Below are 15,935 nucleotides of genomic sequence, written 5' to 3'. Positions count from 1 at the left end.
GTCATTGTCATTTAAACGCCAAAACACTTGAATTTGTGTAATTTTGAACAAAAATAATCAATTAGGACTAAGCCTTTAGCTAAAAGGTAAAAATAAAAATGATTCGAGCAGAGATAATTACCATTGGTGATGAAATATTATATGGACAAATTACTGATACCAATACACAGTGGATTAGTGCTGAACTTGATAAAATAGGGATTCGCACCGTTAGAAAATCATCCGTTGGCGATACAGAAGAAGCCATTTTACAAATCTTTCAAGAAGCAACAAAAAGAGCAGATTTAGTGATTGTAACAGGTGGATTAGGACCCACCAAAGATGATATTACCAAAAAGACATTCTGCAAATACTTCAATACAACATTAGAAGTACATCCAGAAGCTTTAAGTGATTTAACAGAATTCTTTAGAAAAAGAGGAAGAGAAGTAACAGGCTTAAATCTTGGTCAGGCAGAATTACCTGCCAATGCTACTTATATCAAAAACACAATGGGAACTGCGCCCGGTATGTGGTTTGAACAAAATGGTGTAGTCTATATTTCAATGCCAGGCGTACCTTTTGAAATGAAAGGTTTGATGACGATTTCATTATTGCCTAAAATTCAAGAGTATTTTAAAACACCCGTAATTTTCCATAAAGTAATTCGTACTGTTGGTATTGGTGAATCATTATTAGCAGAAATCATTGATGCTTGGGAAGATGCCCTTCCTCCTCACATCAGATTAGCTTATTTACCCGCAATGGGAAGCGTAAAGTTACGGCTGACAGGTTTTGGAGAAGACATTAATGCACTTGAAAAAGAAGTAGAAGATGAATTTGAAAAAGTATTGCCTATCATCAAAGACTATGTGTATGGTTTTGGGAACGAAGAACTAGAAGAAGCGATCGGTCGTTTATTGAAAGAAAAAGGCTTTACCGTTTCTACGGCAGAAAGTTGTACTGGTGGCTATTTAGGACATCAATTCACGAAAGTAGCAGGAAGTTCAGCCTATTTTATGGGCGGAATTATATCGTATGACAATACTGTTAAAATCAATCAATTAGGTGTAAAAGCTGAAACATTAACACAATTCGGAGCAGTTTCAGAGCAAACAGTCATCGAAATGTCAGAAAATATTCGCAAATTATGCCAAACAACATTTGGTTTGGCAACAAGTGGCATCGCAGGACCAGATGGAGGAACAGCAGACAAACCAGTAGGCACTATCTGGATTGCCATCGCTTCAGAAAAACAAACAATCACAAAGAAATTGCAATTGGGTGGATTTCGTGAACAAAACATTCATCTTACAGCAATCAACATCCTGAATTTATTAAGAACAACATGGCTTTAATCGAAGTAATTATGCCCAAAATGGGCGAGAGTATCATGGAAGCTACTATTTTAAAGTGGCTTAAAGGCATAGGCGAAAAAATTGAAGCCGATGAATATTTATTAGAAGTAGCTACTGATAAAATTGATACAGAAGTACCTTGTACCGAGTCGGGAATTTTAACAGAAATTTTGATTCAAGAAGGAGAAATTGCAGAAATTGGGAAACCAATATGTATCATTGATACAGATGGAGAAGAAGCAGATTCTTCACCAAAAGCAGAAGTTATTTCTGAAAAGCTTGCTCAAGAAATTGAAGAAATTAAAAGCTTAACAGGCATTAATCTTGACCCAACAGCTCAAGAAACAGTTTCAAATGCTGGTGCAAGATTTTATTCGCCTTTAGTATTAAGTATTTCTAAAGAAGAAAACATTTCAACGGCTGAATTAGATGCTATCGTAGGTTCTGGAGCTGATAGAAGAGTAACCAAACATGATATTTTAGCTTATTTAGAAAATAGAAAAACAGCTAAAGTAAGTATCCCAGTAGCAAAAGCACCTGAAAAAATTGTTTCAAACTCCGCTCCTGTTTTCACTTCTGGTACTGATGAAATTATTCAGATGGACAGAATGCGCAAAATGATTGCAGAGCGTATGATAGAATCTAAAAGGGTTGCTCCACACGTTACTTCTTTCGTTGAAACGGATATGACGAATGTAGCGATTTGGAGAAACAATGCTAAAGATGCTTTCAAAAAACAATATGGCGAAAACATTACTTATACGCCGATTTTAGTAGAAGCTATCGTAAATGCCATTAAAGATTTCCCACAAATCAATGCTTCTGTAAATGGTGATAAAATCATCTATAAAAAGAATATCAACGTCGGAATGGCAGTTGCTTTGCCAAATGGTAATCTAATTGTCCCAGTGATTCATAATGCAGATTCATATAATTTAATTGGTCTGACAAAGAAAATTAATGATTTAACCAAAAGAGCCAGAGAAAATAAACTAAAACCAGAAGACTTAGAAGGCGGTACTTATACTTTCTCTAACATCGGTACTTTCGGGAACATTATGGGTACTCCTATTATTGTTCAACCACAAGTAGCGATTATGGCATTTGGGGCTATTCAGAAAAAACCTGCTGTGATTGAAACGCCTCAAGGAGATTTATTAGGTATTCGTCATAAGATGTTTATTTCTCATTCTTATGACCATAGAATTGTTGATGGTTCATTAGGCGGACAATTTGTAAAGAGAGTATCTGATTACTTGGAGGCTTTTGAAATTGACAGAAAATTGTAGTAAGCTTTCAGCTACCAGTTTTGAGCTTTGAGCCATAATCAATAAAAAAGTCCTGATTGAAATTCAATCAGGACTTTTTTATTGATTATATCAAATATTGAGAATCACTCATTCATTAATTCACTCAATATCAATAACTAAAACTCTGCATCAGCAGGTTTACTTAAATTTGGCTTGATGATTCTTAACCAGATTAATAATTTAATCATTGGGTAGGTTGGATCAAATTCATACCATTTTGAAGCGAAATTCATGCTGTTTGGCAATTTGTGATGATTGTTTTGGAATAACTCTCCCATCATCAAAAAGTCAAATACTAAAGAGTTTCTAGATTTATCTTTATTATCATGATTTTGATAACCATATTTATGACCCGACCAGTTTACAATTGCTCCATGTACAGGACCCATCAAAAAGTGGATAGGCAATAAAAAGAAGAATGCCCAGTGCATATCAAAATAAACAAAAGCTACTACATACATAACAATGTAAGAAACGCCCCAACCAATTCTTGAAATCCAATGATCACCTAATTTTTCAATCGTTTTTGAAAAAGGATAGTTATGATCGAAACGCTCTTCAATTTTAGCTTTATTGTTCAACAATGCGTTATAAATATCTTTTGTTTTCCACATCATTGCGAATACATTATCAGAAAAATGTGGTGAATGTGGATCTTTCTCGGTATCGCTGAAAGCGTGGTGCATACGGTGTAAAATTGCGTAAGCACGTGGACTTAAATAAGATGAACCTTGAGAAACGTAAGTGAGGAAATAGAAAAATTTCTCCCAAAACTTATTCATGGTAAACATCTTGTGTGCCGAATAACGGTGTAAAAAAAACGTTTGGCTAAATAAAGATAAGTACCAATGAATGATAAAAGCGGGCAATACCAACTGCATGATTATATTATTATTTTAATTTGTTCTTGTGATTGAGAATTTAAAAGACAGCTACTATCTAAGTTCTTTAAAACTTTAACAGTAAACCGTCAACAAAGTTACCGAATGTTTATTAAAAAGGGTTTAAATATTTTTTATTCTGACATTTGCAAGCTTTAAAAAGAAGTAAGCGAGTAAGCCAATAAGTTTGCACCCATCTGTAAAGCTTTCAAACGAATCGTTTCTGGGTCTTTATAAACACTTTGATCTTCCCAACCATTGCCTAAATCGCATTCAAAGCTATAAAAACAGACTAATCTACCTTCATAAATCAAACCAAAACCTTGCGGTGGTTTATTGTCATGTTCGTGTATCTTGGGTAAACCATTCGGGAATTTGAATTTCTGATTATAAATAGGATGATTAAATGGCAATTCAACAAAACTTAATTCTGGAAAAACCTTTTTCATTTCTCTACGAATAAATTTATCTAAACCATAATTATCATCAACATGCAAAAAGCCTCCGCCTACTAAATATTTTCTAAGATTAGCCACATCTCCATCGCTAAAAACAACATTTCCATGTCCTGTTAAATGCACAAATGGGTAAGTAAATAATTCTGGACTTGAAGGTTCTACAATGTCTTCTTCTGGAGCAATATTTGTTCTGAGATTACTGTTACAAAATTTGATTAGATTCGTTAATGAAGTCTTGTTACAATACCAATCGCCCCCTCCTCCATACTTCATTTTGGCAATTTTAAATGAATATTGAGCAAAGCTTTGATGATTAAAAACCAAGAAAAAAGTTAACAATAAAATACTAGCAATACTTTTACGGATATTCTTCATTGTTGAATTACTTGATTGTTTACTTACTTCATTATTGATTAATTAAATTCAAAGTAAAACAAGCTGCCAAACCAGCGGTTTCTGTTCTTAATCTACTTTTTCCTAAGGTAACAGGGAGAAAACCTTTTTTCAAAGCTTGTTCAATTTCATCTGAATTAAAATCTCCTTCTGGTCCAATTAACACAGCGTAATTTCCTTTTGGAGTAGCTAAATCTTGGATTAACTTTCTATCTCCTTCTTCCAAATGAGCAATCATTTTCTGCGATTCAGCTATTTCTTTCTGTAAAAAAGCTTTCCAAGTAATCATTTCATTGATTTTTGGCAAAAATGCTTTTAAAGATTGCTTCATTGCTCCTATCGCAATTTTTTCAATTCTAGCCGTTTTTATTTCCTTGCGTTCTGAATAACGAGTTTGAATAAAAGAAATTTCATGAATGCCCATTTCTACACATTTTTCAACCATCCATTCAATTCTATCCATGTTTTTTGTTGGAGCAATGATTAAATGAATATAAAAATCGTGACGTTCATAATTTTGTTGTTCTTCTACAATTTTTACTTCACACTTTTTTTCGTGTGCAACCTTAATTTCACAAGTATAAAAACCACCTTTACCATCTACAACATACAATTTACTTCCGACCGACAAACGAAGTACTTTTATGGCATGACGAGACTCTTCTTCATTCAACAGTAAAGTTTGCTTGATATTGGGTTCGTAAAATATATTCATGAAATTTGTCTTCTTTACAGGCAATAAATCAATTAGATTCTGCTGAAGAAATGTTTGAATTACGATAAAAAAAGTAAATAAATGCAATACCAAGTATCACAATGGGTAAAGAAACGATTGAGCCTTCAAGACCAAAAGCGCCACCAGTCCATAAAATATCTCCAATTACATTTTGTGTAATAATACCCTGAACGTCATGTCCTGATACTTCAAAGCCAAAAACTGCTCCTTGAAAGAAATTCCAAGTAAAATGTAGTCCAATCGGAAACATTAAATTTTTTCGGAAAATAAAATAAATTCCCAATAAATAACCAGCTAAAGTAAGATTGACAAGAGGAATGAAGCCAATGTGATTGTTCATCAAATGTAAACCTGCAAAAATAAACGCAGAAGTACTCAGGGCTGCGTATTTATTCATGCCTTCCATTAAAGTACTCAGCACATATCCACGTGCCATAAGTTCTTCTGAAATGGCAACTGCTAAAAAAAAGAAGATATACGAAACGAAAATTATGGGATTAAATTCAAGTTTTATGACTTGAACGAATCCCATAATTTTCAATATGATAAATCCAGTGCTTATTAAAAAGATGCCAATAATACATCCAAAGGCAAAATCCTTACTTTTGTTTTTCCAATCTAGCCCCAAACTTTTGAGTGAAATACTTTTTCCAAGCATCTTTGGATAAAGCCAAACGGCTAATATTTCAAAGAATAGTCCCCCTATTTCATACACCAGTAATTTGTCGTAGTGCTGAGGAAAAGCAACTATTCCATAAAATTTATTGAAGTCGATTTGATAAACCAAAGTCAAAAGAAATACAACGAAAGCTCTTCCAATTCCAACAAAAAAGATGAAGAACAACACAAATCCAAAGACTTTAATAAGTGACTTTAACCAAATGGGATAATTACTAAACATTTATAAAGAAATTAGTCTTCAGCCTCTGTTTTGAAAGAAAACAAAGTTGGGTTTAATTTGAAGTTACCAGATAAGTAATCGTCCACAAATTTAGTAACTACTTTATCATTTACTTCATCAACATTCAAGCATACTTCTAATCCGATTCCGAATTCAAAATCTTCATCAATTTCCAAATGCTCAGAAAGTTTAATTTCTTCGTTTTCTTCAATTTCTTCAATCAATTCAGTAATGAATAATTCTACTTCCTCATCCATTGCCTCATTTGAAGTATAAGTCTCATCACGGTTCTCTACAGGAACATACAAAGGAAACGACTTCATCGCTTGACGCTCGGCAGTTTCATAAACAATACTGTTGTAATGCAAACGAAGAGAGTAAATAACAGCATCAAAAATTGCTTCTTGACCTTTGTATTCACCTACAAACTGAACGTGAACAAATTCTTCAACGTTATCAGGTTCATCATTCAGTTCGTCTTCAAAATAAACAAACTTCTTTCCTGCTTCTTTGCATTCCTTTTTTAACTGTTCAATTTCTTTAGGGTCTAGTCCCGGATTCGATTTTAATGACATATTACAATAGATTAATTTATGAGTCAAAGATAACAAAAATGCCCACTAACACAAAAGTGCTGTGGGCATTTTCAGGCTTATTGTTTACTTATCTAATCAATAATAATTCTCTGTATTTTGGTAAAGGCCATTCATCATCATCAACGATAAGTTCTAATTTATCTACGCAATAACGAATTTCCTCTAAGTAATTCTTCACTTTTGTACTGTAAAGTCTAGCTCTTTCAGCAGTATCTTCTACATTATTGGCTTCTTTTCTAGCTTCTGTCATTTCATCAACTAAATTGTTGATTTTGGCAGTGTAAATAGAAATTTTCTTGATGATTTCAATCGTAGGAGCATAATATTGAGGATCAATACCAATTTCTTTTTGTCCACGAACGTTATCAACTAATTGAGTTTGATACTTCAAAGAAGTTGAAACGATATGGTTAATAGCTAAATCACCAACAACTCTTGATTCAATTTGGATTTTCTTGATATAATTTTCAATCTCGATTTCATAGCGTGCGTGCATTTCAATTTCATTGAAAATACCATGTTTCGAGAATAAATCAATTGCCGATTTATCCAAATATTTTCTAAGTGCTTCAGGAGCAGTTTTTAGATTTGACAATCCTCTTTTTGCAGCTTCTTCTGTCCACTCCTCTGAATAACCATTTCCTTCAAAAAGAATTTTTCTTGATTGTTTTACATACTTTTTCAATACTTCAACAATTGCTAATTCTTTTTTGATGCCTTTTTCTAAGTAAACATCCACTTCCTCACGGAATTGTAATAATTGGTTAGCCACAATCGTGTTAAGGATTGTCATAGGTGCGGCAGAATTGGCAGAAGAACCAACTGCTCTAAATTCAAATTTATTACCTGTAAAAGCAAAAGGTGATGTTCTATTTCTATCAGTGTTATCTAATAAAAGTGCTGGAATTTTATTGATTCCCAATCTTAAATAAACATTATCTCCTTTTTCTAATTTAATATCGTGCATTTCTGAAAGATTTTCTAAATCGTTCAATACACGAGTCATTTCTGTTCCAATGAAGATTGAAACAATCGCTGGAGGAGCTTCATTAGCGCCTAAACGATGTTCGTTCCCTGCTGTTGCGATAGAAGCACGTAATAAATCAGCATAATCGTGAACAGCCTTGATTGTGTTTACAAAGAAAGTAAGGAAACGAAGGTTTTCTTTTGGTTTAGTTGATGGCCCTAAAAGGTTGACACCAGTATCTGTAGCCAAAGACCAGTTATTGTGTTTACCAGAACCGTTGATACCTGAAAATGGTTTTTCATGAAAAAGCACACGCATTTTATGTTTTGCAGCTACTTTATTCATCAAATCCATCAAAAGAGCATTGTGGTCACAAGCTAAATTTGCTTCTTCAAAAGTTGGAGCAACCTCAAATTGTGCTGGAGCAACTTCGTTGTGACGAGTACGAACTGGCATGCCTAATTTCAAAGCTTCCAATTCAAAGTCAACCATAAAAGCATTTACTCTTGAAGGAATTGATCCAAAGTAATGGTCTTCTAATTGCTGGCCTTTAGCTGGCGAATGTCCAAAAACTGTTCTTCCAGACATCATCAAATCTGGACGAGCATTGTACAATGCTTCATCTACCAAGAAATACTCTTGTTCAATACCAACAGAAGCAGAAACTTTTGATACTTCACGACTAAAGTATTCATTCATTACTTTAGTTGCAGCTTTATCAATCAATTCACTTGATTTCAATAAAGGTGTTTTGTAATCTAATGCTTCGCCAGTGTAAGAAACAAAAACCGAAGGAATACATAAAGTAGCAGTACCTGCTACGTTTTCCATAATAAAGGCTGGAGACGAAGGATCCCAAGCTGTATAACCACGGGCTTCAAAAGTAGAACGAATGCCGCCATTTGGGAAAGATGAAGCATCAGGTTCTTGTTGAACTAATGCTGAACCTTTGAATTTTTCAACAGCTTTACCTTTACTTGTAATGTCAAAAAAAGCATCATGCTTTTCAGCAGTAGTACCCGTTAATGGTTGAAACCAATGTGTATAATGTGTTACTCCTTTCGACAAAGCCCATGATTTCATCGCAGCTGCAACTTCATCAGCGGCTTCTCTATCAATTTTCTTACCATCCTCAATCGCATTTGTAATTTTCAGATAAGCTTCTGGACTTAATAAGGAACGCATTACTTCATCATTAAAAGTATTACTTCCGTAATAATCGGTTACTTTTTCTGTCGGTATTTTAACCGGTACAGTCGGACGAGACTGAGCTAACTCAAGTGCTTTAAATCTTGCAATTGCCATATAAAATTTTTCAGATTATTTTTTTAATGTTAATGGATATTTCACTCAGGGTTTTGACTGAAGCCTCAAGCAAACTACTGATTACATTTCAATCTCTACCTTTTAATTCCACTAAATAATAAACTCACGCATAAATGTAATTGAAATTTATTTTTTATTAATTAATCCCTCTTAAAATTTAAAAAAATAGCCAAAAATCAACTTTTTTATCAAAAATGAATAACCTTCAAATATCACAATTTTATCAGCATTAAAATAACTAAAGAAAAAATTTAACTATTTCAAGAACTTTACATTTTATTCTGCGAAAATTTTGATTTACAAAATAAAGTATTGTAATTTTGATAATAACAAAATATAATTTCATCAATTGAAATATGGCAATTGTTTGACGCATTAGAATAGTTCAAATCAATCGAAAAAACAGAGCCATGTTTAAAAATTTCATAAAAATCATTTTTTTCTTGTGAAATTCAACTTTTGAAGTATAAATTTGTAGCAAGAAATAAGGAAATTAACCAAATAAATAAAAATCCAATAACAAAATCATGGCAAAAGCTAAACTTGAGTACATTTGGTTGGACGGTTACAAACCAACTCAGAGCCTTCGTAGTAAAACTAAAATTGAAAATAATTTTAGCGGTAAATTAGAGGATTGCGACATGTGGTCATTTGATGGTTCATCAACAGAACAAGCTCCAGGTGGTTCTTCTGACTGTCAATTGAAACCTGTTTTCATTTGCAAAGATCCTGAGCGTTCTTTATTGGGAACTCCATCATATCTTGTAATGTGCGAAGTTTTAGATTCTGAAGGTAATCCACACGAGTCTAACGGTCGTGCTACGATTGAAGATGATGACAATGATTTCTGGTTTGGTTTTGAACAAGAATACTTCTTATACGATTTAGCTACAAATCTTCCTTTAGGTTTCCCTTCAAACGGTTACCCTCGTCCACAAGGACCATATTATTGTTCAGTTGGAGCTAAAAATGCTTATGGACGTAATATCGTTGAAGAGCATTTAGAATATTGTCTTCAAGCTGGTTTGAACGTTGAAGGTATCAATGCTGAAGTTGCTGCTGGTCAATGGGAGTTCCAATGTTTCTCTAAAGGCGCTAAACAAGCTGGTGATGAAATCTGGGTAGCTCGTTATTTATTGGAAAGAACTTGTGAGAAATACGGTGTTTGGGTTAACTATCACTGTAAACCTCTTGGTAATACTGACTGGAATGGTTCAGGTATGCACGCTAACTTCTCTAACACTGCTCTTAGAACAGCTGGTAAGAAAGAAACTTACGACATTATCTGTCAAGCATTCGCTCCTTTCGTGAAAGAACATATCGAAGTATATGGTGCTGACAACCACTTACGTTTGACTGGTAAACACGAAACTCAATCTATCGATCAATTCTCTTATGGAGTATCTGACCGTGGTGCATCAATCCGTATTCCAATCGCTGCAGTTCAAAAAGGATGGAAAGGATGGTTAGAAGACCGTCGTCCAAACTCTGCTGCTGATCCATACAAAGTGGCTGCTCGTATCATTAAAACTGTTAAAACTGCAGTTATCTAATTTTGATACAACATATAATAATAAGGAAGCTCGGCTAATTTAGTCGAGCTTTTTTATTGTTATATCAGATAATCAGCTAATTATGAATCTAATATCCAGCTACTTTTACTTTTTTAGCTATAAATTTCAATCTTGATAACTATCTTTGCAGTATGAAAAAAGTAGCATTTTATACATTAGGCTGTAAACTTAACTATTCTGAGACCTCAACTATCTCAAGAATGTTTGAGCAAAAAGGTTATCAAAAAGTTGAGTTCAATCAAAAGCCAGACATATTCATCATCAATACTTGTTCAGTGACCGAAAATGCTGACAAGAAGTGTAAGAAAATTGTAAAAGAAGCCAATAAAATAAATCCTGATGGTTACGTAACAATCATTGGTTGTTATGCACAATTGAAACCACAGGAAATTGCTGATATTGAAGGAGTAGATGCGGTATTGGGTGCAGCAGAAAAATTCCAATTGATAGATTTATTAGATGGTTTTGTAAAAGAACCTTCGGGCAATAAAGCTAAAGTCTATAATCAAAATATTGAAGAAGCTGTAGAATACCATACTTCATATTCATTGAACGATAGAACTCGTACTTTCTTGAAAGTACAAGATGGCTGTGATTATCCTTGCGCTTATTGCACGATTCCTTTAGCTAGAGGGGGAAGTCGTTCAGATACCATAGCAAATGTATTAAAAGCAGCTCGTGAAATTGCTGAAAGTGGCGCAAAAGAAATCGTTTTAACAGGCGTAAATATTGGAGATTTTGGTCTTCAAAACGGAAAAAGAGAAAATACTTTTTTAGACTTAGTAAAAGCCTTGGACGAAGTTGAAGGAATTGAACGTTTTAGAATTTCTTCAATTGAGCCTAATTTATTGACTGATGAAATTATAGCTTTCGTAGCAAGCTCAAAACGCTTTGTTCCTCATTTTCATATCCCTTTACAGTCCGGTTCAAATAAAGTATTGGCCTTGATGAAAAGACGCTACAAAAGAGAGCTTTATGTAGATAGAGTTACCAAAATCAAAGAATTAATGCCTAATTGTTGTATTGGCGTTGATGTAATTGTAGGTCATCCAGGAGAAACAGACGAAGAGTTTTTAGAAACATATAATTTCTTGAACGAATTACCAATCAGTTATTTGCACGTTTTTACTTATTCAGAAAGAGAAAATACTTCAGCATTGGCTATCAAACCTGTGGTACCAATGAGTAAAAGATCAGAACGCTCAAAAATGCTTCATATCTTATCTGATAAAAAAAGAAGATTTTTTTACGAAGAAAATTTAGAAGATTCATTTACAGTACTTTTTGAAGAAGATGTTGAAAATGGACAAATGCAGGGTTTCACTGAAAATTATATCAGAGTAACTGCCAAATATGACCCAATTTTGATTAATGAAACTAAAAAAGTAAAGCTTTCGACCATCAATGAAAATATGCTTGTAGAAGTTGAAGAAGTTGAGGTTTATGAAACACATTAAGATTTATTGGTATTGCAATATTTTAACGAGGCTATTCTTAAAAGGATGGTCTCGTTCTCATTTTACTCCTAAATTGCTGAAAAACAAAGCCTATAATTGTTCTTATCACATAAAAAATGACAAAAAGCATTTTTGGAAATTAGAAATTTCTACGTCAAAACTCCCCTTTTTCGTATCTTTGCACTCGCTTATTCGTTTTAGTATCTCTTATCAAATATTTTAGGTCACGAATAAGTTTTTTTGATAAGAATACATTCACGCTGTAAACTCATGTTGAAGATGAAGCCATACAGAGTAATTCTTTATTATAATTACACTCCTATCCCTGATGCGGATACTTATCGAGAAAAGCATCATCTATTTTGTTTAGAAAATCGTTTATTAGGTCGTATCATTGTTGCTTCTGAAGGATTAAATGGTACGGTTTCAGGTTTGGCTGAAGACTGCGAACGTTACATGAATTGGTTAGAAAATGACCCAATTTTTGCAGGTTCTAATTTCGACTTTAAAGTTGAAGAGCACGAAGAACACGCTTTTGCTAAACTCCATGTAAGAGTAAAAGAAGAAATTGTCAATTCTGATTTACCAGTTGACCCAAGAGTAAGAACAGGAAAGCATTTAGAGCCAGCAGATTTCAAAGAAATGTTGAAGAATGACCCTGATGTTGTTTTAGTTGATATGCGTTCTAATTATGAACACAGCATAGGAAAATTCAAAGGAGCAGTAACATTTGATATGGAAACGCTTCGTGAATTGCCTGAACACGTGCAAGAGATTGAACATTTGAAAGATAAAAAAATCATTACTTATTGCACTGGTGGCATAAAATGTGAAAAAGCTTCTGCTTATTTAATTGAGCGTGGTTTCGAAAATGTTTATCAATTACATGGCGGAATTATTAAATATGGTTTAGAAGAAGGTGGTGAAGATTTTGAAGGGAAATGCTATGTATTTGATAACAGAGTAAAAACAGAAGTAAATACTGTAAACCCTGTTATTATCTCAAAATGCCATATCTGTAAAACTGATACAGAAGATATGGTAAACTGTGCTAATCCAGAATGTAATGAGCATTTACCTATTTGTGCTACTTGTTTGTTAGAAATGGATGGAGCTTGTTCTGTAGCATGTAAAAATCATCCACGCAAACGCCCTTATAATGTAAAAGGATATTATTCTAAGCAGTCGGATAATTATACTCCTGAATTTGGTTTCAAAAGTAGAAAATTAACAAAAAGCCCTTTGGAACAAAACGCATAATTTATATATTTGACGAGTATATTCAACTAGAGGTATTGTAGCAATTACAATGCCTCTAGTTTTTTCATTTAAAATCATTAAGACTATGACCATTTCACCAACTGATTTAATTACAAATGCTGATGGAAGTATCTATCATTTGAATCTTCGTCCAGACGATATTGCTGATACTATCATTACCGTTGGTGACCCCGAAAGAGTAGAAAAAGTTTCTAAATATTTCGATAGCGTTGAAGTAAAAATTAATAAACGAGAGTTTGTTACTCATACTGGCTACCTTGGCAAAAAACGTCTTAGCGTTATTTCTAGTGGAATTGGTACTGATAATATCGAAATTTTAATGAATGAACTTGATGCTTTAGCCAACATCGATTTAGCAACGAGAACACCTTTTGATCAACATAAATCCTTAAATATTATTAGGCTAGGCACCTCTGGCAGCTTACAAAAAGAGATTCCAATGGAAAGCATCGTAGTTTCTAAACAAGGTATTGGCTTTGATGCACTAGGTTATTTTTATACTTCTCAAAACAATTCTATCACAGAATCTATCAAAAAGTATTTTGCTTTAGATTTTATGCCTTATGCTAATGCTGGAAGTGAGCCTTTGTACAACCTGTTTATGGAAGATTCTCCAGTCGATTGGTTTGAAGGCAATACCGTTACTTGTCCAGGATTTTATGCTCCTCAAGGTAGAATTTTAAGATATAGTCCTAAAATTGAAAATCTGTTAGAAAAATTTAATTCATTCAGACATGATAATTTATTATTGACTAATCTTGAAATGGAAACAGCAGGCTATTATTTAATGGGGAAAGTGCTAGGTCATGAAGTATTATCAATCAGTGCTATTCTTGCCAGTAGAATGACGAACGATTTTGCTAAAAATCCTGAAAGGGCGGTTGATAATTTAATTAAACTAGCTTTAGAAAAGCTCTCAAAATAACATAAAAAAAGCTGTTTCTTTCAATAATTGAAGAAACAGCCTCTTTATAAAACCTATCAGTGAAATTGGAAATTAACTACTATGAGTTAATTTTTCCTCTTAAAGCACGTGGGATGTCAATTGTAGCAACTGGAGCCGAAGGATTATTTAAAATCGCAACGTTTTCAGCCTTCAATTTAGCCACTTTCAATGTTTGTCCTAAATCTAAGCCAGTAATATCAGCTTCGATAAAATCAGGAATATTGTCTGATAAACCTTTCAAAGTTACTTTACGTAATTTTTGAACCATTTTACCCCCTTTACGAACGCCTGGTGCATCACCAATAACTTTCACAGGAACGTCAATTTTGATTTCTTTACCTTCAACGATTTCTAAGAAATCGACATGAAGAAGAACTTCTGATACTGGGTGGAATTGTGAATCTTGAACGATAGCATGGTGAATTTCACCTTCGATGTTTAAGATTACTTCTGATACTTCTGGAGTATATAATAATTCACGGAAAAGAATCATTGGTACAGCAAAGTGAATTTGTTTTTCACCACCGTATAATACACATGGAGCTAAAGATTCGTTACGAAGATCTTTTGCTGATTTTGTTCCAAGGGTTTCTCTGTTATACCCTACGATTTCAATCTTTCTCATTTTTGAGTGATTTGTGTTGAAAGCCTGTCGATTTCAAGGAAATTATTCCTTGAGCACTATCTTCAATCAACCGTTTAAATTAATTTTTTATAAATAATGAACTGATAGATTCATGGTCACGAATTCTGCCAATTGCTTTGGCGAATAATTCTGCTACTGATAATACTTTAATTTTATCACTAGCTTCTCTTAATGGAATTGTGTCTGTTACAACCAACTCAGTTAATACAGAATTATTGATGTTTTCATACGCTTTTCCAGAAAGTACAGGGTGTGTTACGATGGCTCTTACAGATTTTGCACCTTTGTCCATAATTAACTGAGCAGCTTTACACATGGTACCGCCAGTATCAATTAAGTCATCGACTAAAACTACGTCTGCACCAGTAACATCCCCAATTAATTGCATTGTTGCTACTTCGTTAGCACGTTTACGTTGTTTATCGCAAATTACCATTTCAGCATTGAAGAACTTAGCAACATTACGAGTACGAACCACACCACCAACATCAGGAGAAGCAAAAAGTAAATTATCTAATCCTAATGATTTTAAGTAAGGAACAAAAATAGCTGTTCCTTCTAAGTGATCTACAGGGAAATCGAAGAAACCTTGAATTTGTCCAGCATGTAAATCTAAAGTCATTAATCTATCAGCACCAGCAGCTGTTAATAAATTAGCTACTAATTTTGCTCCGATACCTACTCTTGGTTTGTCTTTTCTATCCTGACGAGAATACCCGAAATAAGGAATAACAACCGTAACATAGTGAGCAGAAGCACGACGAGCACCGTCAATCATTAACAAAAGCTCCAGCATATTATCAGCTGGTGGGAAAGTTGATTGAATGATGAATACATCACATCCTCTGATAGATTCGTTAAAACTTGGTGACATTTCACCATCTGAAAAACGTTGAACAGAAGACAAACCTAAATCTTTTCCGTAAAAGCGAGCAATTTCTTTTGCTAAATATTCGGAAGATGATCCTGTGAAAATCTTAACTTGATTGATAGCAGCCATTTTTTTGGAGAGTTTTGTAAGGCTCTCTTAATTCAAAATTATCTTGGAAATACTTTTTCTGAAATTTACCGCAAAAGTACAAAAAATCATTCGCTTAAACAGCACTGAACAGTCGATTTTTCAAAC

Annotated in this window: 14 protein-coding genes; 6 read left to right on the top strand and 8 right to left on the bottom strand. The window is 33.7% G+C overall.

Annotated features, from left to right (window positions below; genetic code table 11):
* The first annotated feature begins 98 nt into the window (after positions 1-98).
* Positions 99-1,337: a competence/damage-inducible protein A gene (locus tag ABID42_RS10950; protein ID WP_367283694.1), complete on the top strand. Its 1,239-nt coding sequence runs from the start codon at positions 99-101 to the stop codon at positions 1,335-1,337.
* Positions 1,328-2,626 carry a dihydrolipoamide acetyltransferase family protein gene (locus ABID42_RS10945; protein WP_367283693.1) on the top strand — a complete coding sequence of 433 codons (1,299 nt, stop codon included), beginning with the start codon at positions 1,328-1,330 and terminating at the stop codon, positions 2,624-2,626. Before ABID42_RS10950 ends, ABID42_RS10945 begins: the two co-directional genes overlap by 10 nt.
* A 137-nt stretch (positions 2,627-2,763) precedes the next feature.
* Here ABID42_RS10945 and ABID42_RS10940 read toward each other — a convergent pair whose 3' ends face one another.
* The 6 genes from ABID42_RS10940 to ABID42_RS10915 form a co-directional block, all read right to left on the bottom strand.
* Positions 2,764-3,528, bottom strand: a complete 765-nt coding sequence (locus ABID42_RS10940; RefSeq protein ID WP_323258994.1) for an acyl-CoA desaturase — start codon at positions 3,526-3,528, stop codon at positions 2,764-2,766.
* Between the two features lie 155 nt (positions 3,529-3,683).
* On the bottom strand, positions 3,684-4,361 hold the full coding sequence (locus ABID42_RS10935) for a DUF4159 domain-containing protein (RefSeq protein ID WP_367283692.1): 678 nt from the start codon (positions 4,359-4,361) through the stop codon (positions 3,684-3,686).
* A 31-nt stretch (positions 4,362-4,392) separates the two neighbouring features.
* Positions 4,393-5,094 carry a 16S rRNA (uracil(1498)-N(3))-methyltransferase gene (locus tag ABID42_RS10930; protein ID WP_367283691.1) on the bottom strand — a complete coding sequence of 234 codons (702 nt, stop codon included), beginning with the start codon at positions 5,092-5,094 and terminating at the stop codon, positions 4,393-4,395.
* Between the two features lie 28 nt (positions 5,095-5,122).
* Entirely contained in the window at positions 5,123-6,016 is an 894-nt protein-coding gene (locus tag ABID42_RS10925; RefSeq protein WP_367283690.1) for a CPBP family intramembrane glutamic endopeptidase, read from the bottom strand.
* Between the two features lie 11 nt (positions 6,017-6,027).
* Positions 6,028-6,591, bottom strand: coding sequence for a hypothetical protein (locus ABID42_RS10920; protein ID WP_323258986.1), 564 nt, complete (start codon positions 6,589-6,591; stop codon positions 6,028-6,030).
* An 88-nt stretch (positions 6,592-6,679) separates the two neighbouring features.
* The gene (locus ABID42_RS10915) at positions 6,680-8,884 is read right to left on the bottom strand and encodes a glutamine synthetase III family protein (protein WP_323258984.1); all 2,205 of its coding nucleotides are present in this window, start codon (positions 8,882-8,884) and stop codon (positions 6,680-6,682) included.
* A 548-nt stretch (positions 8,885-9,432) separates the two neighbouring features.
* Here ABID42_RS10915 and ABID42_RS10910 point away from each other — a divergent pair.
* The 4 genes from ABID42_RS10910 (at position 9,433) to ABID42_RS10895 (ending at position 14,142) form a co-directional block, all read left to right on the top strand.
* Entirely contained in the window at positions 9,433-10,458 is a 1,026-nt protein-coding gene (locus tag ABID42_RS10910) for a glutamine synthetase beta-grasp domain-containing protein (RefSeq protein WP_323258982.1), read from the top strand.
* Between the two features lie 152 nt (positions 10,459-10,610).
* Positions 10,611-11,936 carry a tRNA (N(6)-L-threonylcarbamoyladenosine(37)-C(2))-methylthiotransferase MtaB gene (mtaB, locus tag ABID42_RS10905; RefSeq protein ID WP_367283689.1) on the top strand — a complete coding sequence of 442 codons (1,326 nt, stop codon included), beginning with the start codon at positions 10,611-10,613 and terminating at the stop codon, positions 11,934-11,936.
* A gap of 279 nt (positions 11,937-12,215) precedes the next feature.
* Entirely contained in the window at positions 12,216-13,196 is a 981-nt protein-coding gene (trhO, locus tag ABID42_RS10900) for an oxygen-dependent tRNA uridine(34) hydroxylase TrhO (protein ID WP_367283688.1), read from the top strand.
* 85 nt (positions 13,197-13,281) lie between these two features.
* Positions 13,282-14,142: a nucleoside phosphorylase gene (locus tag ABID42_RS10895; protein WP_367283687.1), complete on the top strand. Its 861-nt coding sequence runs from the start codon at positions 13,282-13,284 to the stop codon at positions 14,140-14,142.
* A gap of 79 nt (positions 14,143-14,221) precedes the next feature.
* Here the strand turns inward: ABID42_RS10895 and ABID42_RS10890 are convergent, their stop codons facing one another.
* Together ABID42_RS10890 and ABID42_RS10885 are read right to left on the bottom strand one after the other, a co-directional pair.
* Positions 14,222-14,788: a 50S ribosomal protein L25/general stress protein Ctc gene (locus ABID42_RS10890; RefSeq protein WP_323258973.1), complete on the bottom strand. Its 567-nt coding sequence runs from the start codon at positions 14,786-14,788 to the stop codon at positions 14,222-14,224.
* Positions 14,789-14,867: 79 nt separating this feature from the next.
* Positions 14,868-15,809, bottom strand: coding sequence for a ribose-phosphate pyrophosphokinase (locus ABID42_RS10885; RefSeq protein WP_323258971.1), 942 nt, complete (start codon positions 15,807-15,809; stop codon positions 14,868-14,870).
* Positions 15,810-15,935 lie beyond the last annotated feature (126 nt).

The organism is Arcicella rosea (assembly GCF_040543805.1).
GTDB classification, from domain to species: domain Bacteria; phylum Bacteroidota; class Bacteroidia; order Cytophagales; family Spirosomataceae; genus Arcicella; species Arcicella rosea.
Note: the sequence above shows the minus strand (reverse complement) of the source record. Positions and strands in the feature narration are given on the sequence as shown.

Coding starts and splice junctions, on each gene's coding strand:
- ABID42_RS10950 (WP_367283694.1), top strand. CDS start 99: ATGATTCGAGCAGAGATAATTACCATTGGTGATGAAATATTATATGGA.
- ABID42_RS10945 (WP_367283693.1), top strand. CDS start 1,328: ATGGCTTTAATCGAAGTAATTATGCCCAAAATGGGCGAGAGTATCATG.
- ABID42_RS10940 (WP_323258994.1), bottom strand. CDS start 3,528: ATGCAGTTGGTATTGCCCGCTTTTATCATTCATTGGTACTTATCTTTA.
- ABID42_RS10935 (WP_367283692.1), bottom strand. CDS start 4,361: ATGAAGAATATCCGTAAAAGTATTGCTAGTATTTTATTGTTAACTTTT.
- ABID42_RS10930 (WP_367283691.1), bottom strand. CDS start 5,094: ATGAATATATTTTACGAACCCAATATCAAGCAAACTTTACTGTTGAAT.
- ABID42_RS10925 (WP_367283690.1), bottom strand. CDS start 6,016: ATGTTTAGTAATTATCCCATTTGGTTAAAGTCACTTATTAAAGTCTTT.
- ABID42_RS10920 (WP_323258986.1), bottom strand. CDS start 6,591: ATGTCATTAAAATCGAATCCGGGACTAGACCCTAAAGAAATTGAACAG.
- ABID42_RS10915 (WP_323258984.1), bottom strand. CDS start 8,884: ATGGCAATTGCAAGATTTAAAGCACTTGAGTTAGCTCAGTCTCGTCCG.
- ABID42_RS10910 (WP_323258982.1), top strand. CDS start 9,433: ATGGCAAAAGCTAAACTTGAGTACATTTGGTTGGACGGTTACAAACCA.
- mtaB (WP_367283689.1), top strand. CDS start 10,611: ATGAAAAAAGTAGCATTTTATACATTAGGCTGTAAACTTAACTATTCT.
- trhO (WP_367283688.1), top strand. CDS start 12,216: ATGAAGCCATACAGAGTAATTCTTTATTATAATTACACTCCTATCCCT.
- ABID42_RS10895 (WP_367283687.1), top strand. CDS start 13,282: ATGACCATTTCACCAACTGATTTAATTACAAATGCTGATGGAAGTATC.
- ABID42_RS10890 (WP_323258973.1), bottom strand. CDS start 14,788: ATGAGAAAGATTGAAATCGTAGGGTATAACAGAGAAACCCTTGGAACA.
- ABID42_RS10885 (WP_323258971.1), bottom strand. CDS start 15,809: ATGGCTGCTATCAATCAAGTTAAGATTTTCACAGGATCATCTTCCGAA.